Here is an 18,631-nt window from a genome sequence, read left to right on the forward strand (position 1 = left end):
TGATGATGGGCATCATATATTTTGTCAAGCGACTATTTCTGGAGTTTAAAAATGCGGGTCAGCCGCGAGAAATTTGCCGAAAACCGAGAGAGGATCCTGGGCGTTGCCGGCGTGCTCTTTCGCGAGAATGGTTTCGACGGCGTCGGCGTCGCCGACATCATGAAGGCGGCGGGGCTGACACATGGCGGTTTCTACGGTCATTTCGCGTCGAAGGACGACCTGGCGCTGGAGGTCAGCCGCAAGCTGATCGACAGGGTCGAAACGCGCTGGAAGCAGCATATCGCCGATTCTCCGGACCGGCCGCTGGAATCGCTTCTCGACCATTATATCCACTGGCGAACGGTCGACGATCCGGGCGGCAGCTGCGTCTTCGCGACGCTGATCCAGGAGGTCAGCCGCAGCCGCGGTGCGGTGCGGGCGGTGTTCAGCGACGGGCTCTCCGTGCTGGTCGATACGCTCGCCGATATCGTTCCCGGCGAGAGCGAAGAGGAACGCCGCGCCAATGCCGCCACGACGCTCTCCTCGATGATGGGCGCCGTCATCCTCGCCCGTGCGGTCGAGGACCGGGCGCTTGCCGAGCAGTTTCTGGTGACGATGCGCCGGCAGCTCGATCCCGGCAGCCGGATATAATCAGTCGCGGAAGGCGATGAGAGCGTTGCTTTCGACGATCTCGGTGAATTTTCCATCCGGTGCAAGAGCGGCCAGCTCGCTTCGCATCGTCTGCTCGAATTCCATCGTCCGGTCGCCGAGGGCCTGCGGCGAAGTGACGGACATGGAGAAGGCACGGCCGACAATCTCATCGGCATCGATGACCCGCTCTGTGACGATGCCGATGTGTTCGAGATTGCGGAAGGCGGAGCGCAGCAGAAATTCCTCGTGCTTTCCAAAGTCCGGCCCGCGGCGGAGCTGCCGCTCGGCCCGCATCTCTTCCGGCGACAGCCGTTCGGACACGCTCTCCATGGTCTCGCGCCAGGCCGGCGAGGCGGAGATGTGGCGATCGCCGAAAAGGACGACCGTTCCGCGCGGCTCGGTCAGCGTGTCCAGCACTTGAAGCGTCGCGGCGCGATCCATCCAGTGGAACGAGCGGCCCATGACAGTCATCTTCAGCGGCGCGAAGGCCGGGCCGAGATCATAGGAGGAGCCGAGGACCAATTCGGCGCGGACCCCGGCTGCCGCGGCATTGTCGCGGGCTGTTTCCAGCATTTCCGGCTCCGGATCGAGGCCGGTGACGTCGGCGCCGGCGAGGCGTGCGAAGGCGATGCCGATCTGGCACGGCCCGCAGCCGAGATCGAGCAGACGATCGCCCGGCCGAAGGCCGGTTCTGGCGGTCACGCGCTCGATCAGCGCATCGGGATAGGGAACGCGGAAACGGCTGTAATAGGCGGCGGTGGTGCGGAAGCGTCGGGGTTCGAAAGGAACGGTGGTCATGGCGAGTGATTCCTCGATATCTCGGCATTCGCTAAGGCCGAACTGTGACTGTCTTGTGATGTCCGGCGGGCCTGGCCGATGGAAGGACGCCGCAACGAAAGCGATCTCCCTCTCCGCGAACGGGGAGGGGCCTTGTCGTGATGGTTGAAAGCCGAAGCGGATCGGCGGCTATTTGAAACCGGCGACGGCGTGCGGGATGTAGGGTGCTTCCAATGCGGCGATTTCCTCACTGGTGAGTTTGACCGAGAGCGAGGCAACGGCGTCGGTCAGGTGGTTCGGTTTGGAAGCGCCGATGATCGGAGCGGTCACCGCACTCTTCTGCATGATCCAGGCGGTTGCGACCTGGGCGCGAGAGACGCCGCGAGCCTTGGCGATCTCGGCCACCGCCTCGACTATTCTGCGGTCGGCATCGATGGACTGTGTATAAAGCGTCTTGCCGAATTCGTCGGTTTCGCTGCGCGCCGTCGCCTCGTCCCAGTCGCGGGTCAGGCGGCCGCGGGCAAGCGGGCTCCAGGGGATGACGGCGATCTTCTGATCCTCGCAGAGCGGCAGCATTTCACGCTCTTCCTCGCGGTAGAGCAGGTTCAGATGGTCCTGCATGCTGACGAATTCGCTCCAGCCGTTCAGCCTGGAGACGTAGAGCGCCTTGGCAAATTGCCAGGCATACATGGAGGAGGCGCCGATATAACGCGCCTTGCCCGATTTGACGACGTCGTGCAGCGCTTCCAGCGTTTCCTCGATCGGCGTCGTATAGTCGAAGCGGTGGATCTGGTAGAGGTCGACATAGTCGGTGCCGAGGCGGCGCAGGCTGTTGTCGATCTCGTCGAAGATCGCCTTGCGCGACAGGCCGGCGCCGTTCGGGCCCGGCCGCATGCGGTTGAACACCTTGGTCGCCAGCACGATGTCTTCGCGCTTGGCGAAATCTTTTATGGCGCGGCCGACGATCTCCTCGGAGGAGCCGTTCGAATAGGTGTTGGCGGTGTCGAGGAAATTGATGCCGAGGTCGATCGCTTGCTTAATCATCGCCCGGCTTTCTTCTTCCCGCAGGCTCCAGGCATGATTACCGCGGCCGGGATCGCCGAAGGTCATGCAGCCAAGGCAGATTTTCGAGACTTCGAGGCCGGTCTTCCCAAATTTTGCATATTCCATGAAATAACTCCGTGATGTATTTGCTGACCCCAATCGGTTGGCCCAAATCCGATGCCCCCAAATCCGATGCCCGTGGGCGGCCTTCCATGATCTAGTGCGCAAACCGGTAAAGTCGCAGGGCGCCCGGCGAAGAATCCGTCCGGCGATGCGCACAACAATGCGTGATGGGCTTTGAAGCCGGGGCCGGTCATCGCCGTCCGGACCGGTCGCTTGCGCATTTGCAGCACAAGGTGTTAGCTGGTGCAGCATTCACTGGATTTCGCCTATGATACTGCCGTCCCACAATCGCTACGACGATCTCTATCGCGATTTCTCGTGGCGGATTCCCGAGGATTTCAATATCGGCCGCGCCGTCAGCGACGACTGGGCGGCGAGGGCGCCGGAGCAGGTCTGCCTCGAACATTTTAGCCCGGACGGACCTCACCGCAGTATGACCTATCGCGCGCTCGCCGACCGTTCCTCGGCCTTTGCAAATGCGTTGGTTTCGCTTGGCATAAAACGCGGCGATCGCGTCGCGCTGCTGCTGCCGCAATCCTTCGAGACGGTGATCGCGCATGTGGCGATCTACAAGACCGGCGCGATCGCGCTGCCGCTGGCGCTGCTCTTCGGCGTCGAGGCGCTGGAGTACCGGCTGAAGGCGGCAGGCGTGGCGGCCGTCGTCACCAATGGCTTCGGCCTCCAGCGCATCCGGCAGATCCGCGAGCACCTTCCGATGCTGAAACATATCGTCAGCATCGATGGGGCGAGTGCCGACGCTGCCACCTTCGGCGAACTGGTGGAGGGCAATTCCCCGGTCTTCGATGTCGTCAAGACCGGTCCGGATGATCCGGCGTTGATGATTTTCACCTCGGGAACGACAGGGCCGCCGAAGGGTGCCCTGCATGGCCACCGCGTCCTGCCCGGCCATATTCCCGGCATGCAGTTTGCCCATGAGGGTTTTCCGAAAGCAGGCGACAAGGTCTGGACGCCGTCCGATTGGGCCTGGGCCGGCGGGCTGCTCAACGCGCTGCTGCCGAGCCTTTTGCTCGGTGTTCCCGTCGTCTCGTCGCCGGCGCAGAAATTCGACGCCGACATGGCCTACCGCATCATGGCCGAGATGAGGGTGCGCAACGCCTTCATTCCGCCGACGGCATTGAGGCTGATGCGATCCGTTGCCGATCCGCGTTCGAAATACGATCTGGTGCTGCGTACCATCGGCTCGGCCGGAGAGGCGCTCGGCCGCGAGACCTATGAATGGGCGCAGCGCACGCTCGGCATCACGGTCAACGAATTCTACGGCCAGACGGAATGCAATTTCGTGCTCTCGTCGAGCGCTGTGCATGGCGTGACGAGGGCTGGCGCCATCGGCCGGGCGGTACCTGGACACCGCGTCGCAATCGTCAGCGAAGCCGGTGACGAATTGCCGGCGGGCGAACCGGGCCAGATCGCCATCGCCAGTCCCGATCCCGTCATGTTCCTGGGCTATTGGGACGATGCGGCGGCGACGGCGCGAAAATTCGCCAAAGGCTGGCTGCTCACCGGTGATATCGGCCGGCAGGATGCCGGCGGCTACGTCACCTTCGAAGGCCGCGACGACGATGTCATCACCTCGTCCGGATACCGCATCGGCCCGACCGAAATCGAGGATTGCCTGATCGGCCACCCCGCCGTGCAGCTTGCCGCCGCCGTCGGGAAACCCGATGCGGTGCGCACCGAGATCGTCAAGGCCTATATCGTCCTGTCGCCGGGCCATCAGCCAAGCGAGGCGCTGGCCGCCGATATCAGGGAATGGGTGAAGACGCGGCTTTCAATGCATGAATATCCGCGCGAGGTGGAATTCATCGATGCCTTGCCGCTGACGACCACCGGCAAGGTGATCCGCCGGCTGCTGCGCGAGAGGGCGGCGGCCGAAGGTTAGCCGTGCTAGCCCCGGCCGGCGAGCGACATGATCTTCTCGCGCAGCATTTTCGCCATGTTGCGGGTGCTGCGGTACATATGGAGCTGGGCTGAGACCTGGCGCATGTCGCGGTCGCTGTTCTGCGTCAGGCCGATCACCAGCGTTCCCATCTCCTCGCGCTCATGCCAGAAGCGGCTCATGATCGGGTGATCCGAGACGGCGCAGGAATCGGAGCGGACGATATTGGCGTCGTCGAGATGCCATTCGGTGAGTTCGCTCATCAGCAGCTTGCCCGGCGAATAGCGGGCATAGTTCTCGTCATAAGCGGTCTTCCACGTATAGGCCTCGCCACCCATCATCAGCACGACGATGGCGGCGATCGCCTTGCCGTTGAGATCGATCGTGTGAATACGCACGGCATCGACGGCGGCAAGGTTCGACACCGCCTCGCGGGCAAAGGCGGTATGATAGCGATCGGTGACCAGCGCGCTTCGCCGCTTGCCCTTCCAACCGCCGGCTTCCATCGCCAGGAATTCTTCGAAGCGGATGTGAATTTCGCGGGGCTGGCGGGCGACGGCATAAACCGCCGTTCCCTGTTCCTCCAGCAGACGCCACTGACGGCGCATCTCGCGCATGTGCGAGGAAGAGATGGTGCGGCCGAGATAGGCCGGCGCCTCTTCGTCGCTCTGCAGCATCGGGCGCAAATAGGGATTGGTGACGGTAACGGGAAGATTGCGGCTGAGCGCCACGGCCTTGATCATACGCACGAAGATACCGTTCAGCCTGAGATCCGGCAGGACCACGATTCCGGGCAGATTGAGGTCACGGGCGGTCAGTCCCTCGAAGAGATTGTCGAGGGTCTCGGCGGCATCCTCGCTGTCGACCAGCGGCGTCCCGAGCGGACCGAAGCTGTTCGACCAGCCGCGGATGATCGACGGGCCGACGGCAAAACCCGGCTTGTCGACCGAAAACGGCATCAGAAAGCGCATGCGGCTGCGGCCGGCATTGTGGTCGCGGATCAAGGCGAAGTTCACCTGCCGGTCTTCGAGCCGCGGCATGGCCGGCGCGAGGAAGCGGCCGGAGAAGAAGACGTTCGGTTCCATCGCCCGGTTGGAGAGAAAGTCGAGTTCTTCCTGAAGTTCATAGCCGAGCTTGCCGGGATAGAGGCAGAGTTCGCGCCCCGGCCGACCGATCTCGGCGCGCGCCTCGGCCCGCGGCGCTTCGAAATGCAGCGCGGCCAGATCATGCACCATGCGGTTGGCAATGCTGTCGGTGCTTTCGGTAACGGGAGGAATACGCACCATCTATCGAACTCTCATTTCTGGCGTTGCGGCGGAGGGGCTGGCAAAGGCGAAAAGGACGATGCCGAGCGCGCGGCGCACGGCAAGATGCAGCAGGATTGCCTCGATCGCCATGGCCGAAGCCGTGGCAATCGCGGTGCCTTCGATGCCGTAATGCGGGATCAAAGCGAGGTTGAGACCGACATTGGCAGTCAGCGCGCCGGCGTAGAGCGCGACGCAGAGATTCTGCTTGCCGGCCATCATCAGCAGCGTTTCGGCTGGGCCGACCAAAGACTTGGCAAGGATGCCGGCAAGCAGGATCGCCATGACCAGATAACCCGATGTAAAGGCGCCGCCGAAGAGCGACAGCAGAAGATGGCCGGCGGCGAGCACCATAAGGCCGACGCCGAGTGCCGGCCAGAAGGTCCAGCGGGCGGCGTCGATGGCGGCAGTCGCCAGCTGCGCGTGGTCGCCTTCGGCGATGATCGAGGAAAAGCGCGGGCCGGAGGCTGCCTTGACCGAGAAATTGATGAAATGCACCAGCGCCATCGTCTTGGCAGCGGCGAAATAGATGGCGACGTCGTGCGGCTCGAGGAAGATGCCGACGACGACGACATCGGAATTGGTGAGCAGGAAGCTCACGCCCTCGATCAGGAAAATCGGAAAGGCGACGCTGAACCAGGCGAGGAAATCGATTTTGCGCGGGCCTTCGTCATAATGCCGGCGAAGGCGATAGAGCGTTGCGGCATACTGGCCGAGCGCGGTGACGAAAGTCGCGACGAGTGCTGCCTGCATCGCGGTGACGGCCGTATGCTCGGCGCCGATGGCAATGGCGGCCAGCATGAAGGCGATGATCAGGATGGGGCGGACGATATAGACCGGGCTGAGCGCCATGACCGGCCAGTGGTTTGCCCGCGACGTGCCTTCCAGAATGTCGCCGAGCGCGATCATCGGCATGGCGAGCAGGCCGAGGAAGATCGGGACGAGATAATAGACTTGGATCATATGGCCGAAGAAATGCAGCCCGAGCATGCCGGCGGCGAGCACCGCCGTGCCCGAAAGCAGCGCGAAGATGCGCGCCGTGCCGGTGAGGCCACGGATTTCCTCGAAGGCGCCGGCTGCCCTGTATTGCGGTAGGAAGCGGATGATCGCGGTGTGGAAACCAAGGCATGACAGATCGCCGAAGACGACGACCAGAACCCAGACGAAAACGAAGATGCCGTATTCATATTCGCCCATCAGCCGGGCAAGCACGATCTGGGAGATGAAGGCAAGGGCTGCACTGAGGATGCGGATCGAAAAGGCGGTCAACGCCATGCGCTGAGCGGCAGCCTTCTCACCACGTTCGGTGAGCACGGCCGCAAGCATGCGCAACATGCGGCCGCCGATCGGGCGCAGACCCGCGGGCAACATCTTTTCCGCTGTTTCTATGACCGCCATGATGAACACGCAAAACTCTGAAAGTCAGGCAAATCGTCCCGAAGTCTTGACAGAACAGGGTTAAGAAACGGTTCCGGATCAGGCTTGCCGGCCGATGCTGAAATTGCGGTTTTCCGGCGTCGCCGCGGAAAAGAAAATGCCGCCCGAAGGCGGCATTTTCAGGATCTTTGCGGCTTACCTCAGACCTGTTCGAAGGCGCCGTGGCAATGCTTGTATTTCTTGCCGGACCCGCAGGGGCAGGTCTCGTTGCGGCCGACCTTGCCCCAGGTGGCCGGGTCGTCCGGATTGCGGTTCTCCGGCGAAACGACGACTTCCGATGCCTGGTAGATCGCCGGGGCGAAATCGTCTTCGCCGGTGGTCGGATCGAGGTGATGGGCCTGCATCAGCGGCGGTTCGGGCTCAGCAGGGGCCTGCTGCACCAGCTCGACGCGCATCAGCTGGGCGGTCACGGCCTCGCGCAGATTGTTGAGGAGGCTGGTGAACAGCTCGAAGGCTTCCGACTTGTATTCCTGCAGCGGATCGCGCTGGGCATAGCCGCGGAAGCCGATGACGGAGCGCAGATGGTCGAGATTGACGATGTGCTCGCGCCAGAGATGATCGAGCGTCTGCATGACGATCGAGCGTTCGACATAATGCATGATGTCGTCGCCGAAGCGCTCGGCCTTTTCGGTGAAGGCGGCGTTGGTGGCTTGCGTCAGGCGCTCGCGGATATCGTCTTCGCCGATGCCCTCTTCCTTTACCCAGTCCTCGATCGGCAGGTCGAGATTGAGGATGTTCAGAGCACCGGTCTTCAGGCCGGCAGCATCCCATTGCTCGGCGTAGGCGCGCTCGGGGATGTGCTTGTCGACCAGATCCTCGATCACCTCACGACGCATGTCGGAAACGGTTTCGGAAATATTGGTCGATTCCATCAGTTCGAGGCGCTGCTCGAAGATCACCTTGCGCTGATCGTTGAGAACGTCGTCATACTTCAAGAGGTTCTTGCGGATATCGAAGTTGCGGGCTTCGACCTTCTTCTGGGCGCGCTCCAGGGCCTTGTTGATCAAGGGATGGACGATCGCCTCGCCCTCCTTGAGGCCGAGCTTGGTCAGCATGCTGTCCATGCGGTCGGAGCCGAAGATGCGCATCAGGTCGTCCTGAAGCGAGAGGTAGAATTTCGAGCGGCCGGGGTCGCCCTGACGGCCGGAGCGGCCGCGCAGCTGGTTGTCGATGCGGCGGCTTTCATGGCGTTCGGTGGCGATGACGTAGAGACCGCCGGCGGCAAGCGCCTTCTGCTTGAGTTCCTTGATCTCCTCGACGATCGCCTGGATCCGGGCTTCCCGCTCCGGACCGGCTTCGACTTCACCGAGTTCGCGCTCGATGCGCATGTCGAGGTTGCCGCCGAGCTGGATGTCGGTACCGCGGCCGGCCATATTGGTGGCGATCGTGATGGCGCCGGGGACGCCGGCCTGGGCGACGATATAGGCTTCCTGCTCGTGGTAGCGGGCGTTCAGCACCTGGAAGTCATCGAAGCCCTGCTTGCGCAGGCGCTCGGCGAGCAGCTCCGATTTTTCGATCGAGGTGGTGCCGACCAGCACCGGCTGGCCGCGCTTATGGGCGTCGAGGATCTCCTCGATGATCGCCTTGAACTTCTCGTCGAAGGTCCGGTAAACCTCGTCGTCCTCGTCGATACGCTTGATCGGCAGGTTGGTCGGGACCTCGATGACATCGAGATTGTAGATGTTGGCGAATTCTTCCGCTTCGGTCTGCGCCGTGCCGGTCATGCCGGCGAGCTTGGCGTACATGCGGAAATAATTCTGAAAGGTGATCGAGGCCAGCGTCTGGTTTTCGGGCTGGATCTGCACCTTTTCCTTGGCTTCGAGCGCCTGGTGCTGGCCTTCCGAATAACGGCGGCCCGGCATCATGCGGCCGGTGAACTCGTCAATGATGACGACTTCGTCGTTGCGGACGATGTAGTCCTTGTCGCGCTGGAAAAGCTTGTGAGCCTTCAGCGCGTTGTTGACGTGGTGGACGATCGCGACGTTCTCGATGTCGTAGAGCGCGTTGCCCTTCAAGAGGCCGGCCTGGCGGAGCAGGTTTTCCAGCTTCTCGGTGCCCTCTTCGGAGAAGTTGGCCGAGCGCTGCTTCTCGTCGATCTCGTAATCGCTGGGTACGAGCAACGGAATGAAGGCGTCAATCGTATTGTAGAGTTCGGAGCGGTCGTCGAGCGGACCGGAGATGATCAGCGGCGTGCGCGCCTCGTCGACGAGGATCGAGTCGACTTCGTCGACGATCGCGAAGTTGTGGCCGCGCTGGACCATCTGGTTCTTCTCGTACTTCATGTTATCGCGCAGATAATCGAAGCCGAGTTCATTGTTGGTGGCGTAGGTGATGTCGCAGGCATAGGCCGCGTGGCGTTCCTCGTCGGATAGGCCGTGGACGATGACGCCGGTGGTCATGCCGAGAAAGCTGTAGACGCGGCCCATGGTCGCGGCATCGCGCTGGGCGAGGTAATCGTTGACGGTGACGACGTGCACGCCCTTGCCGGACAGCGCGTTCAGATAGACCGGCAGGGTGGCGACGAGGGTCTTGCCTTCGCCGGTCTTCATCTCGGCGATCGCATTCGAATGCAGGATCATGCCGCCGACCAGCTGTACGTCAAAAGGCCGCAGGCCGAGAACGCGGCGCGAGGCTTCGCGCACGACGGCAAAGGCCGGAATCAGAATGTCGTCGAGCGTCTTGCCCTCGGCGAGCAGGGCACGAAACTCCACGGTCTTTGCCGCGAGCTGCTCGTCCGTCAGGGCCTTGGTCTTCTCTTCGATAGAGTTGATGGCAGCGACGTTCGGCTGGAAAGACCGCACGCGGCGGTCATTGGAGGACCCAAATAACTTGCGGGCTATACCGCCAAAGCTGACCATATGACTGGTCCTTTCTCAATATTCATCCCCGACGTTTGTTGTTCGCGGCCCAGCCGAAAATCAGGCGCGCGGCTTAAAACGCCCGGAAACTGTTCTGGACGCGAGGTTGCGTGACAGATAAGAGGGGGGTCGAATGATGTCAACGGATTTGGCGGATACAGAAAGGCCACAATCCGGTGTTGATGGCTATTTTGGGCTCGATTCAGGCGATGCTGAAACCGGCGATGTAACTGTGAAGGGTATTTCATGTTGAGCACCAACAAACTTGCCGTTCTGGCGTTCGCAACTTTTGTTGCGCTCCAGGCCCCGGCCTATGCCGATGACGCGGTCATCGCCAAGGTCGGCAATCTGGAGATTCACCAGTCGGAACTCGACCTTGCCGTCGCCAATCTCGATCCGCAGCTGGCACAGCTGCCCGACGACCAGAAGAAGGTCGCAGCCCTTTCCGCCGCCATCGACGTGAAGCTGCTTGCCGCCGACGCTGCGGCCGAGAAGCTCGATCAGACCGACGAATTCAAGAAGCGCATGCAGTATCTCACCGACCGCGAGCTGCACAACGCCTACTTCAAGAAGCATGTCGTCGACATCGTGACGCCCGAAGAAGTCAAGGCCCGCTACGACAAGGAAGTCGCCGCCCTGCCGAAGCAGGAGGAAGTCCACGCCCGTCATATCCTCGTCAAGACCGAGGACGAAGCCAAAGACATCATCAAGCAGCTCGATGCCGGCAAGGATTTCGCCGAGCTCGCCAAGGAAAAGTCCACCGATCCGAACAAGTCGGAAGGCGGCGACCTCGGCTATTTCTCGCGCGGCCGCATGGTCAAGGAATTCGAGGATGCAGCCTTCGCGCTTGAAAAGGGCACCTATTCCAAGACGCCCGTCAAAACCGATTTCGGTTATCACGTCATCAAGGTCGAGGATAAGCGCGACGCCCCGCCGCCGCCCTTCGAGCAGGTGCAAGATCAGGTTCGTCAGCTCGTCATGCGCGACAAATATCTTGAGCTTCTGAACAAGGCGAAGGCCTCGGCCAAGATCGAAATCAGCGACGAGACGCTGCGCAAGGGTTACGACCAGGCCAACAAGCAGCCGGAGCCGGGCAGTGAGCCCGTCGCGCCAGCGCCGAAGCCCTAATGATCGCATCAGGGCCCGGTTTTTCCGGGCCCTTTACTGCATAATTCCTTAAATCGGAATCGATTTAAGGGCAAAATTATGCAGCAATTTTAAAGTCTTACAGCGTCCTTTGCGCGTCTGAAAAGACGCGCGGCGCTGTAATATCGTTGTTGTTGTCGCATTTCCGGACGGCGAACCGCTGCCGATTTCGCCTGGAAATGCCCATTGGCAGGTTTCATCATGTCCGGTTCCGTCTCTCCGCTCGCTCCGAAATCCTTCGTCTCGATGCCGCCGCTGCGCGGTGTGCGCATGGCTACGGCGTCCGCCGGCATCAAGTACAAGAACCGCACCGACGTGCTGATGATGGTGTTCGACAAGCCGGCCGCCGTTGCGGGCGTCTTCACCCGCTCGAAATGCCCGTCGGCGCCGGTCGATTTCTGCCGTGCCAACCTGCCGCATGGCAGCGCGCGTGCGGTCGTCGTCAACTCAGGCAATGCCAATGCCTTCACCGGCCTGAAGGGCCGCCAGGCGACCGAGCTGACGGCGAAGTCGGCAGCATCTGCCGTCGGCTGCGGCGAAAACGAGGTGTACCTCGCCTCGACCGGCGTCATCGGCGAGCCGCTCGATGCCACCAAATTCGCCGGCGTTCTGGACCAAATGCAGACCGAAGCCACCGGCGATTTCTGGTTCGAGGCCGCCAAGGCGATCATGACGACCGACACCTATCCAAAGGTGTCGACCCGCAGCGCCGAGATCGGCGGCGTGGCCGTGACGATCAACGGCATTGCCAAGGGCGCCGGCATGATCGCGCCCGACATGGCGACGATGCTCTCCTTCGTCGTCACCGATGCCGATATTGCGCCCGCAGCGTTGCAGGTGCTGCTCTCCGATGGCGTCGGCCCGACCTTCAATTCCATGACCGTCGACAGCGACACCTCCACATCCGATACGCTGATGCTGTTTGCGACTGGGGCTGCGGCCGAGGACGGCCAGGCCCGTATCGAACGCGCCGACGATCCGCACCTTGCCGCCTTTCGCGCTGCTCTCAACGAAGTGCTGAAGGATCTGTCGCTGCAGGTGGTGCGCGACGGCGAGGGCGCCACCAAGATGCTCGAAATCACCGTGACGGGCGCCGAGAGCAATGCCGCCGCCAAGCGCATCGGGCTGTCGATTGCCAATTCGCCTCTCGTCAAGACGGCGGCGGCCGGCGAAGACGCCAATTGGGGCCGCATCGTCATGGCCGTCGGCAAATCCGGCGAGATGGCCGACCGCGACCGGCTCGCCATCTGGTTCGGCGACGTCAGGGTCGCCGTCAATGGCGAGCGTGACCCGGATTATTCCGAGGCAGCGGCCACGAATGTCATGAAAGCGCAGGATATCCCCGTCAAAGTCGATATCGGCCTCGGCACCGGCACGGCAACCGTCTGGACCTGCGACCTCACCAAGGAATATGTTGCGATCAATGGCGACTATCGGAGCTGATCGTTCATTGGTGCAGGCATCCATTTTTTCACAGAATCTGCCGCTGGTGCGCAGGCTGGAGGCCGTCGGCTTCCGCGCTTGGCCGGCGGCGTCCGTGCAATATGACGGCAGCTGGCAGGTGCGGCTGACGGCCGGCCACCCGTCCAACCGGCTGAATTCGATCGTGCCGCTCGACCCCTCGGATTATCGCGACGTCGAAATCCGCCTGGAAAAGGCAAGCCGGAAGTTCGAGGCCTATGGCCGTGCCGCCGTCATCCGCCAGACGCCGCTTGCCTCGCCAGTGCTGATCGATCTTCTCCGTGCGCAGAACTGGAAGCAATTCGACGAGACGGTCGTGATGACCTGCGATCTTGCCGAAGCGGAGCTGCCGGATACGCTCGATCATCTGCCGACACACGACGTCGGCCGTTTCGTCGATGCCAACCTTGCCGTCGATGGAGCGCCTTTGACGCTGAAGCCCGCGCTTGCCGAAATCATTTCCGCGATCAAGCCGCCGTCGGGCCTGTTCATGATTGAAAATGCGGCGGACGGGCCGCTGGCGACCGTGCTCTGCGTCCAGGACAACGACCTTGCCGGCATCATGTCGCTTTCGGTCTCCGAGACGCGTCGACGCGAGGGGCTCGGCACCGAGATCCTGACCTCGGCGCTGCGCTGGGCGCGCATGCGCAGCGCCCGTTCGGCCTGGCTGCAGGTAAAACTGTCCAACCGCCCGGCCATCGCACTCTATGAACGGCTGGGTTTTCGCGACGCCTATCATTATTGCTATTGGCAGCAGGAGCCGCGATGAGCGAGGCAATGGCCGGAAGATATTGCTGGTCGCCGCCTGTGCGCTGATCGATGCCGATGGGCGTATCCTCTTGGCACAGCGTCCCGAGGGAAAGTCTTTGGCCGGGCTGTGGGAATTTCCCGGCGGCAAGGTCGAACCCGGCGAGACGCCGGAGGAAACGCTGGTGCGCGAACTCGAGGAAGAACTCGGCATCACGACCAAGATCGCCTGCCTCGCGCCGCTGACCTTCGCCAGCCATTCCTACGAGACCTTCCACCTTTTGATGCCGCTTTATATCTGCCGGCGCTATGACGGCATTCCGCATGGCCGTGAGGGCCAGGCGCTGAAATGGGTGCGTCCGCAGGCGCTGCGCGATTACCCGATGCCGCCGGCCGACGAGCCGCTGATCCCGATGCTGCAGGATTTACTTTAAAGCGCGTCTCGTTGAACTTGATTCGTGCGACGCGCTTCAAAATTTAATTGCATGGCATGTCGTTATCCTGGAGCCACGGCCCACTTCCAGGCGACATGCATTAGCGTTACCTGATTATTATCACGCCACGCCGTTTTCGGCTGTGGATATTAATGGATCGTTTAACACCTTCTGCCAAAGATCGGCCTCAATCAAGCATCTGGCGTGCGTGTATTAAAAGGCTTGACGTCATGGACGATGATTTCTGGAAAGCTGTCCGGGAAAAGGAACGGGTTTCGTCTGCCTCGCGCAGGACGGGTGCACTCAATATCGCCCTTCTGTTCGGCACGGCGGTGGTCGCCCTGACGCTTATCCTGACACCGATGCTTGCGGATTCCTCGAAGAAGAGCGTATTTGCCAGCGCGCCGGCGGAATTCGATACGATGACGACGGGATCGATCCCGAAGAGCGAAAGCGGCAAGCGTTATACGATCCGCCGCAGCATCCTCCAGGATACACCCGGCTCGGTCTGTGTCGTCCAGGGCTACGGCGTCGGCGCCGGCTGCTGAAAATGCCGGCCGTCTCCTGATGGCCGTGGAATGCTCATTTGCTGTCAGTTTGCGTTAAGGGTTGGGGTAATGCGTATTTTTAAGGCATTTCTTGCGGACGACGCAGGTGCGACGGCGGTCGAATACGGCTTGATCGCCGCCATTATTTGCACCGCGCTCGTCTCCGGTCTCGGCTTCTTCACCGGCGCCCTGCAGAACGTCTTCAACGTGATCAACAACAATATGACCGTCAACTGAAGCAGCAGTTGGCTCAACTGTTGCAGCGTGATGTTGTCCGAAAACCGCTCCCAGTTTTCGGCATCGTGCTCTATTGCCTGAGCTTGTGCTCGTCCACTTTCAGCGCATCGGCAAGGCGTGCCTTGGCCGAACCCGGCTGGAGTGGCTTCTGCTGGCTCTCGTGGGGAGCCCAGCCGGAGACATAGATGATCGAAAAGGTCGCGCGAATGCGCCCGTCGGAATCTGAATAGCGCTCGGCATAGATCTCCGCCGCGCGCTGGAAGAAGGCGCGCGTCAGCGGCATGCGGCTGCGGGCTGCAAGCGGATTGCTCATGCCCATGGCTCGGAGATCCCGCATCAGCGGAAAGAGCGAATCATAGCGTACCGTGTAGTTTTCCGCGTCGATCACCGGCAGCGTGAAGCCGGCGCGCTGCATGAGGCTGCCGATATCGCGCACATCGGCGAAGGGAATGACGCGCGGGCTTGCGCCACCCGTCATCTCGACCTCGGCGGCGAGCAGCACGTCGCGCAGTTCTTGCAGCGTGCCGGCGCCGGGGATCGCAGCCAGGAACAGGCCGTCCGGCTTCAGGGCGCGGCGGATCTGGATAAAAACACCAGGCGTGTCGTTGGTCAGATGCAGGCTGAGCGGAGCAAGTATGAGATTGGCCGATTGCGGCTCGAGCGGCACGTCTTCGAGCGGCGCCTCGGTCAAGGTTTCACCTTGGGCCGCATAGGCCTTCTCGCTTTCGATACGGATCATTGTGCCGATCTTGCCGGTCGCCAGAGCAGCACGGGCGGCGGCCCCCGTTGCGCCATGCAGTTCGACGGCGGTCTCGAAGGTCCGTTCGACCACGGCAAGCCTGTCGGCCATTTCCTCTGCGGCAATGTCGAGCAGGAAGGCCGCTTTCGGATCGTTGTTGGCAAGCGCGCGATGGCGATGCGCGGCGATCAGGGTTTTGTCGAAGATCGTTTCCATGACGATGTCCTTAATCCCGCTCCGTAGCAGCAGCAAGGCGATTTTCCTTTGGAGGAGAACAGGCTAGTCTCAGCCGCATGGGGCCGATCGATGGCGAAACACGGGTGGAGTTCTTGCGGGCGCAGCTCATGCGGCCGTTTTCGGCACTTGCCGATTTTCTCTATCCGCCAGCCTGTTCCGTCTGCGGCATTTCCACCGGCGGCCATCGCGGCGTCTGCGCGAAATGCTGGTCCGGCATCCGTTTCATCGAACGGCCCTATTGCGAAGTGCTCGGTATTCCCTTCTCGCACGATCTCGGCGCCGGCATCCTCAGCGCCGAGGCGATCGCCAACCCGCCGCCTTTCGACCGGCTGCGCTCGGCTGCAACCCACGACCATGCGGTTCGCGATCTCGTTCATGGGCTGAAATATCGCGATCGCACCGATCTGGCGCCGATGATGGCCGCCTGGATGTTGCGCGCTTCCGACGGGACGGTCGAAAGCTGCGATGGCCTGATCCCGGTGCCGCTGCATCGCACCCGGATGCTGACGCGCAAATTCAACCAGGCAGCCGAACTTGCCCGCCATATGGCAAGGCTCTCGGGTAAGCCGCTGCTGGCCGCCACGCTTATTCGCGTCAAACGCACCAGCCAGCAGGTCGGCCTCGGCGCGAAGGCGCGCGAGGACAATGTGAGGGGCGCATTCGCGATTGCCAAGGGTTGCGAAAACGACATTTTCGGCAAGCGCGTCGTCCTTATCGACGACGTCTACACGACTGGAGCGACGGTTGCCGCGGCAAGCCGGACGCTGCGCAAGGCGGGCGCGGCCGAGATCACGGTTTTGACCTTTGCAAGGGCTCTCTCCGAGCCTATATGACAGAAATACCCGGCATCGGTCTGGAGAGATTATGGTACCCGTCACCATCTATACGCGGCAGTTCTGCGGCTATTGCACCCGCGCCAAGTCCCTTCTCGAAGAAAAGGGCGTCGATTACGTCGAACACGATGCGACGTATTCACCGGACCTTCGCCAGGAAATGATCGGCAAGTCGAACGGCCGCGCCACCTTTCCGCAGATCTTCATCGGCGCCGATCATGTCGGCGGCTGCGACGATCTCTTTGCGCTCGATCGGGCCGGCAAGCTCGATCCGATGCTGGCGGCCTGAGGACGAACCGATGAGCTTCAAGGCCGCCGCCGTCCAGATGTGCTCCGGGGTCGATCCGGTGAAGAACGCCGCCGCCATGGCGCGGCTGGTGCGCGAGGCGGCCGCCCAGGGCGCCACCTATGTGCAGACGCCCGAGATGACCGGCATGCTGCAGCGCGACCGCGCGGCGGCGCGCGCGGTGCTCGCAGACGAGACGCATGACATCATTGTCAAGACCGGCTCCGAGCTCGCCCGGGAACTCGGCATCCACATGCATGTCGGCTCGACGGCGATTGCGCTCGCGGACGGAAAGATCGCCAATCGCGGTTTCCTGTTCGGCCCCGACGGCCAGATCCTCAATCGCTACGACAAGATCCACATGTTCGACGTCGACCTCGACAATGGCGAGAGCTGGCGTGAAAGTGCCGCCTATACGGCCGGCTCGGAGGCGCGCATCCTGTCGCTGCCCTTTGCCGAAATGGGCTTCGCGATCTGCTACGACGTGCGTTTTCCGGCGCTCTTCCGCGCCCAGGCGGTTGCCGGTGCCGAGGTGATGACGGTTCCGGCCGCCTTCACCAAGCAGACCGGCGAGGCGCATTGGGAGATCCTGCTGCGCGCACGCGCTATCGAGAACGGTGTCTTTGTCATCGCCGCCGCGCAGGCCGGCCGGCACGAGGACGGGCGCGAGACCTTCGGCCATTCTATGATCATCGACCCCTGGGGCGCGGTGCTGGCCTCGGCCGGCGCCACCGGCGAGGCTGTCATTGTCGCCGAGATCGATCCCGCCGCAGTGAAGGCTGCGCATGACAAGATCCCGAACCTCAGGAACGGCCGGGAATTCTCGGTCGAGAAGATTGCGGGGGCAGTCGCAGGAGGCGTCGCCGCTTGATCCGCTATTCCCTCACCTGCGACAATGCTCATGAATTCGAGGGCTGGTTTTCAGAAAGCGCCGATTTCGACCGTCAGGTCGCGACCGGTTTCCTGACCTGCCCGGTCTGCCATTCCGCCGCCGTCTCCAAGCTGCTGATGGCACCTTCGGTGTCGACGGCACGCAAGAAGGACGAGAGGCAGACGCTGGCGATGGATGCCATGCGTCAGGAGGCGCTGCAGAAGCTCAAAGAGGCGGTCGCGGCGGTCAAGGCCAATTCCGAGGATGTCGGCACGCAATTTCCCGAGGAGGCCCGCAAGATCCACTATGGCGAGGCGGATGCCCGCGGCATTATCGGTCAGGCGACGGTCGACGAGGTGCAGGCGCTGCTCGAAGAGGGCATCGAGATCGCCGCCATTCCGGTTCTGCCCGAGGATGTGAACTGAAATGCCGTCCGCGCGTCTGGCCTTCTACAATTTCGGCCTGCACGTCGCGCCTGCCGAAAGCAAAACGGTCGAGGGCTTCGTTCTCCGCGAGCCATTGAATTTCGAAGCCGCGGCCCGTGCCTGCGGCTTCATCGGACGCTCGGGCTATGCCGGTTATCCGGGAGCCAGAAGCTGGGGCGTTCAGGTCTTTCCCCGTTATATCGAAGGCAGTGGCTTTACGTCCGCGCCCGCCTCTCTTTCGCTCTGGGCCGACATCGAGAGCCTGATGGCCTTTACCTATAACGGCGTGCATGCAGAGGCGCTGAAACATGCGCGCAACTGGAATGTGAAACAGACATGGCCGCCGCTGGTTCTGTGGTGGGTGCCCGGCCATCACAGGCCGGATTGGCGGGAGGGTGTCGAGCGCCTCGAATATCTCGCCGATCACGGGCCAAGCTCCAGCGCTTTCACGTTCAAGCAGCCTTACGGGCCTGACGGAGCGGAGACGACAATCGATCGCGATCGGGTCAAGGAACTTGCCATTCGCAACGAAGAAACCCAGATGGATCTGCTTGCACATGTTCAGACGCTGAAAGTGTAGCCGGCTTATTATCGGTG

At 62.1% G+C, this 18,631-nt stretch carries 19 protein-coding genes; 13 read left to right on the forward strand and 6 right to left on the reverse strand.

Translation table 11 applies throughout. The annotated features are described in order from the left end of the window. Positions 1-51: 51 nt before the first annotated feature. Positions 52-630 (forward strand): TetR family transcriptional regulator, encoded by a 579-nt coding sequence (locus ACS4RS_RS09820; protein WP_439011121.1) that lies wholly within the window; start codon positions 52-54, stop codon positions 628-630. On the opposite strand, the gene ACS4RS_RS09825 is transcribed toward ACS4RS_RS09820, so the two are convergent. Further along, entirely contained in the window at positions 631-1,428 is a 798-nt protein-coding gene (locus ACS4RS_RS09825; RefSeq protein WP_439011120.1) for a methyltransferase domain-containing protein, read from the reverse strand. It abuts the gene before it with no gap. A gap of 168 nt (positions 1,429-1,596) precedes the next feature. Continuing rightward, positions 1,597-2,577, reverse strand: a complete 981-nt coding sequence (locus ACS4RS_RS09830; protein WP_439011119.1) for an aldo/keto reductase — start codon at positions 2,575-2,577, stop codon at positions 1,597-1,599. Positions 2,578-2,842: 265 nt separating this feature from the next. Between ACS4RS_RS09830 and ACS4RS_RS09835 the strand changes: the two genes are divergently transcribed. Continuing rightward, complete coding sequence (locus tag ACS4RS_RS09835; protein ID WP_439011118.1) at positions 2,843-4,474, forward strand: AMP-binding protein; 1,632 nt, start codon at positions 2,843-2,845, stop codon at positions 4,472-4,474. A 5-nt stretch (positions 4,475-4,479) separates the two neighbouring features. On the opposite strand, the gene ACS4RS_RS09840 is transcribed toward ACS4RS_RS09835, so the two are convergent. From ACS4RS_RS09840 to secA, 3 genes are all read right to left on the reverse strand, one after another. Next, positions 4,480-5,757 (reverse strand): GNAT family N-acetyltransferase, encoded by a 1,278-nt coding sequence (locus tag ACS4RS_RS09840; protein ID WP_439011117.1) that lies wholly within the window; start codon positions 5,755-5,757, stop codon positions 4,480-4,482. After that, positions 5,758-7,173: an oligosaccharide flippase family protein gene (locus tag ACS4RS_RS09845; RefSeq protein WP_439011116.1), complete on the reverse strand. Its 1,416-nt coding sequence runs from the start codon at positions 7,171-7,173 to the stop codon at positions 5,758-5,760. A 179-nt stretch (positions 7,174-7,352) separates the two neighbouring features. Next, on the reverse strand, positions 7,353-10,070 hold the full coding sequence (gene secA / locus ACS4RS_RS09850; protein WP_449313958.1) for a preprotein translocase subunit SecA: 2,718 nt from the start codon (positions 10,068-10,070) through the stop codon (positions 7,353-7,355). Positions 10,071-10,316: 246 nt separating this feature from the next. Between secA and ACS4RS_RS09855 the strand changes: the two genes are divergently transcribed. The 6 genes from ACS4RS_RS09855 to ACS4RS_RS09880 all read left to right on the forward strand — a co-directional run bounded on the left by ACS4RS_RS09855 (position 10,317) and on the right by ACS4RS_RS09880 (position 14,643). Further along, positions 10,317-11,198, forward strand: a complete 882-nt coding sequence (locus ACS4RS_RS09855) for a peptidylprolyl isomerase (protein ID WP_003590012.1) — start codon at positions 10,317-10,319, stop codon at positions 11,196-11,198. Between the two features lie 219 nt (positions 11,199-11,417). After that, positions 11,418-12,659 (forward strand): bifunctional glutamate N-acetyltransferase/amino-acid acetyltransferase ArgJ, encoded by a 1,242-nt coding sequence (gene argJ, locus ACS4RS_RS09860; RefSeq protein ID WP_439011858.1) that lies wholly within the window; start codon positions 11,418-11,420, stop codon positions 12,657-12,659. Further along, positions 12,640-13,446 carry a GNAT family N-acetyltransferase gene (locus ACS4RS_RS09865; protein WP_439011114.1) on the forward strand — a complete coding sequence of 269 codons (807 nt, stop codon included), beginning with the start codon at positions 12,640-12,642 and terminating at the stop codon, positions 13,444-13,446. Before argJ ends, ACS4RS_RS09865 begins: the two co-directional genes overlap by 20 nt. After that, a complete protein-coding gene (mutT, locus tag ACS4RS_RS09870) occupies positions 13,424-13,858 on the forward strand; it encodes an 8-oxo-dGTP diphosphatase MutT (protein ID WP_449313970.1) in 435 nt (144 codons plus the stop codon). Before ACS4RS_RS09865 ends, mutT begins: the two co-directional genes overlap by 23 nt. 230 nt (positions 13,859-14,088) lie before the next feature. Further along, a complete protein-coding gene (locus ACS4RS_RS09875) occupies positions 14,089-14,406 on the forward strand; it encodes a hypothetical protein (protein WP_439011112.1) in 318 nt (105 codons plus the stop codon). 69 nt (positions 14,407-14,475) lie between these two features. Next, positions 14,476-14,643, forward strand: coding sequence for a Flp family type IVb pilin (locus tag ACS4RS_RS09880; RefSeq protein ID WP_003590018.1), 168 nt, complete (start codon positions 14,476-14,478; stop codon positions 14,641-14,643). A 70-nt stretch (positions 14,644-14,713) separates the two neighbouring features. Here the strand turns inward: ACS4RS_RS09880 and ACS4RS_RS09885 are convergent, their stop codons facing one another. Further along, positions 14,714-15,598 (reverse strand): methyltransferase domain-containing protein, encoded by an 885-nt coding sequence (locus ACS4RS_RS09885; RefSeq protein ID WP_439011111.1) that lies wholly within the window; start codon positions 15,596-15,598, stop codon positions 14,714-14,716. 77 nt (positions 15,599-15,675) lie between these two features. Between ACS4RS_RS09885 and ACS4RS_RS09890 the strand changes: the two genes are divergently transcribed. Genes ACS4RS_RS09890 through ACS4RS_RS09910 form a run of 5 tightly spaced genes read left to right on the forward strand, consistent with a single transcriptional unit; the run spans position 15,676 to position 18,614 of the window. Then, complete coding sequence (locus tag ACS4RS_RS09890; protein ID WP_439011110.1) at positions 15,676-16,452, forward strand: double zinc ribbon domain-containing protein; 777 nt, start codon at positions 15,676-15,678, stop codon at positions 16,450-16,452. Positions 16,453-16,483: 31 nt separating this feature from the next. After that, on the forward strand, positions 16,484-16,741 hold the full coding sequence (gene grxC, locus ACS4RS_RS09895; protein WP_439011109.1) for a glutaredoxin 3: 258 nt from the start codon (positions 16,484-16,486) through the stop codon (positions 16,739-16,741). 10 nt (positions 16,742-16,751) lie between these two features. After that, positions 16,752-17,609, forward strand: a complete 858-nt coding sequence (locus tag ACS4RS_RS09900) for a nitrilase-related carbon-nitrogen hydrolase (protein WP_439011108.1) — start codon at positions 16,752-16,754, stop codon at positions 17,607-17,609. Further along, a complete protein-coding gene (locus ACS4RS_RS09905; RefSeq protein ID WP_439011107.1) occupies positions 17,606-18,034 on the forward strand; it encodes a DUF1178 family protein in 429 nt (142 codons plus the stop codon). Before ACS4RS_RS09900 ends, ACS4RS_RS09905 begins: the two co-directional genes overlap by 4 nt. A gap of 1 nt (position 18,035) precedes the next feature. Further along, positions 18,036-18,614 carry a DUF3291 domain-containing protein gene (locus ACS4RS_RS09910; protein ID WP_439011106.1) on the forward strand — a complete coding sequence of 193 codons (579 nt, stop codon included), beginning with the start codon at positions 18,036-18,038 and terminating at the stop codon, positions 18,612-18,614. Positions 18,615-18,631: the final 17 nt, after the last annotated feature.

This window comes from Rhizobium sp. F40D2 (assembly GCF_051810745.2).
GTDB lineage: Bacteria > Pseudomonadota > Alphaproteobacteria > Rhizobiales > Rhizobiaceae > Rhizobium.